This is a genomic window from Psychrosphaera sp. 1_MG-2023, from assembly GCF_030548245.1.
Taxonomy (GTDB): Bacteria; Pseudomonadota; Gammaproteobacteria; order Enterobacterales; family Alteromonadaceae; genus Psychrosphaera; species Psychrosphaera algicola.
The window spans coordinates 1-856 of record NZ_JAUORW010000053.1 but is presented as its reverse complement, the minus strand read 5'-3'; the positions used below and the strand labels follow the sequence as shown (position 1 = coordinate 856).

Genomic DNA, 856 nt, shown 5'->3' with positions numbered 1-856 from the left:
CCTCTTCGAAACTCACACCATGCTTTTTGATATTAGTGCTGGCTTTTTTTAGGATCCCATTCAAAATTAATATCACTGATAAATTACAGTGTAGTTATATCGCAATTATAATGCAAGGTAAGAAGTAAAACTAACGCCCACATTAACGGGCAAAAAATAGTTGGTTAAAATTAGCGACGCAGGAGCAAAACCAACTGTTTTTTGTCCTGTTGAATTGCTTGTTATGTGCCATTAAGCTATCCTGTACAAATAAACGTACAACAACACTTTGGAACTACCATGGACGCAATAAGCTATACCGCTGCTAGAGCAAATCTAGCAAACACAATGGCGCATGTTTGTAATGACCACGCACCAATTATCATTACCCGTAAAAGTGAAGCACCTGTTGTTATGATGTCTTTAGAAGACTATAACGCAATGCAGGAAACTACATATTTACTTAGATCTCCAGCAAATGCTAGACACCTTTTAGAATCCATTGCCGAACTTGAAGCTAGCAATGGAACTGAACGAGAACTTATTGAATGAAACTAACGTTCTCAACCAAGGCTTGGGAAGAGTACCTTTATTGGCAAACAACAGACAAAAAAATACTAAAGCGTATTAATTTGCTCATTAAAGATATCCAAAGAACTCCAAACGAAGGAATTGGAAAACCTGAGCCGTTAAAACATGGTTTGTCGGGATATTGGTCTCGTCGTATAAATGATGAACACCGAATCGTTTATAAACAACAAGATGGCTCTATTCTAATCGCACAACTCCGATATCATTACGGCACATAACGAGCCTGTAGATTAACTCGTTTATCTATTAATTTTTATGGCATAAACGTTATCTGAGTTTTATTGAG

2 protein-coding genes are annotated in these 856 nt (G+C 36.9%); both read left to right on the top strand.

The window, feature by feature from the left end:
• Window positions 1-279 precede the first annotated feature (279 nt).
• Window positions 280-531, top strand: a complete 252-nt coding sequence (locus tag Q4575_RS19670) for a type II toxin-antitoxin system Phd/YefM family antitoxin (protein ID WP_215961868.1) — start codon at window positions 280-282, stop codon at window positions 529-531.
• The gene (locus Q4575_RS19665; protein WP_048692914.1) at window positions 528-788 is read left to right on the top strand and encodes a Txe/YoeB family addiction module toxin; all 261 of its coding nucleotides are present in this window, start codon (window positions 528-530) and stop codon (window positions 786-788) included. The genes Q4575_RS19670 and Q4575_RS19665 overlap by 4 nt, the downstream gene beginning before the upstream one ends.
• The last annotated feature ends 68 nt before the right edge of the window (window positions 789-856 follow it).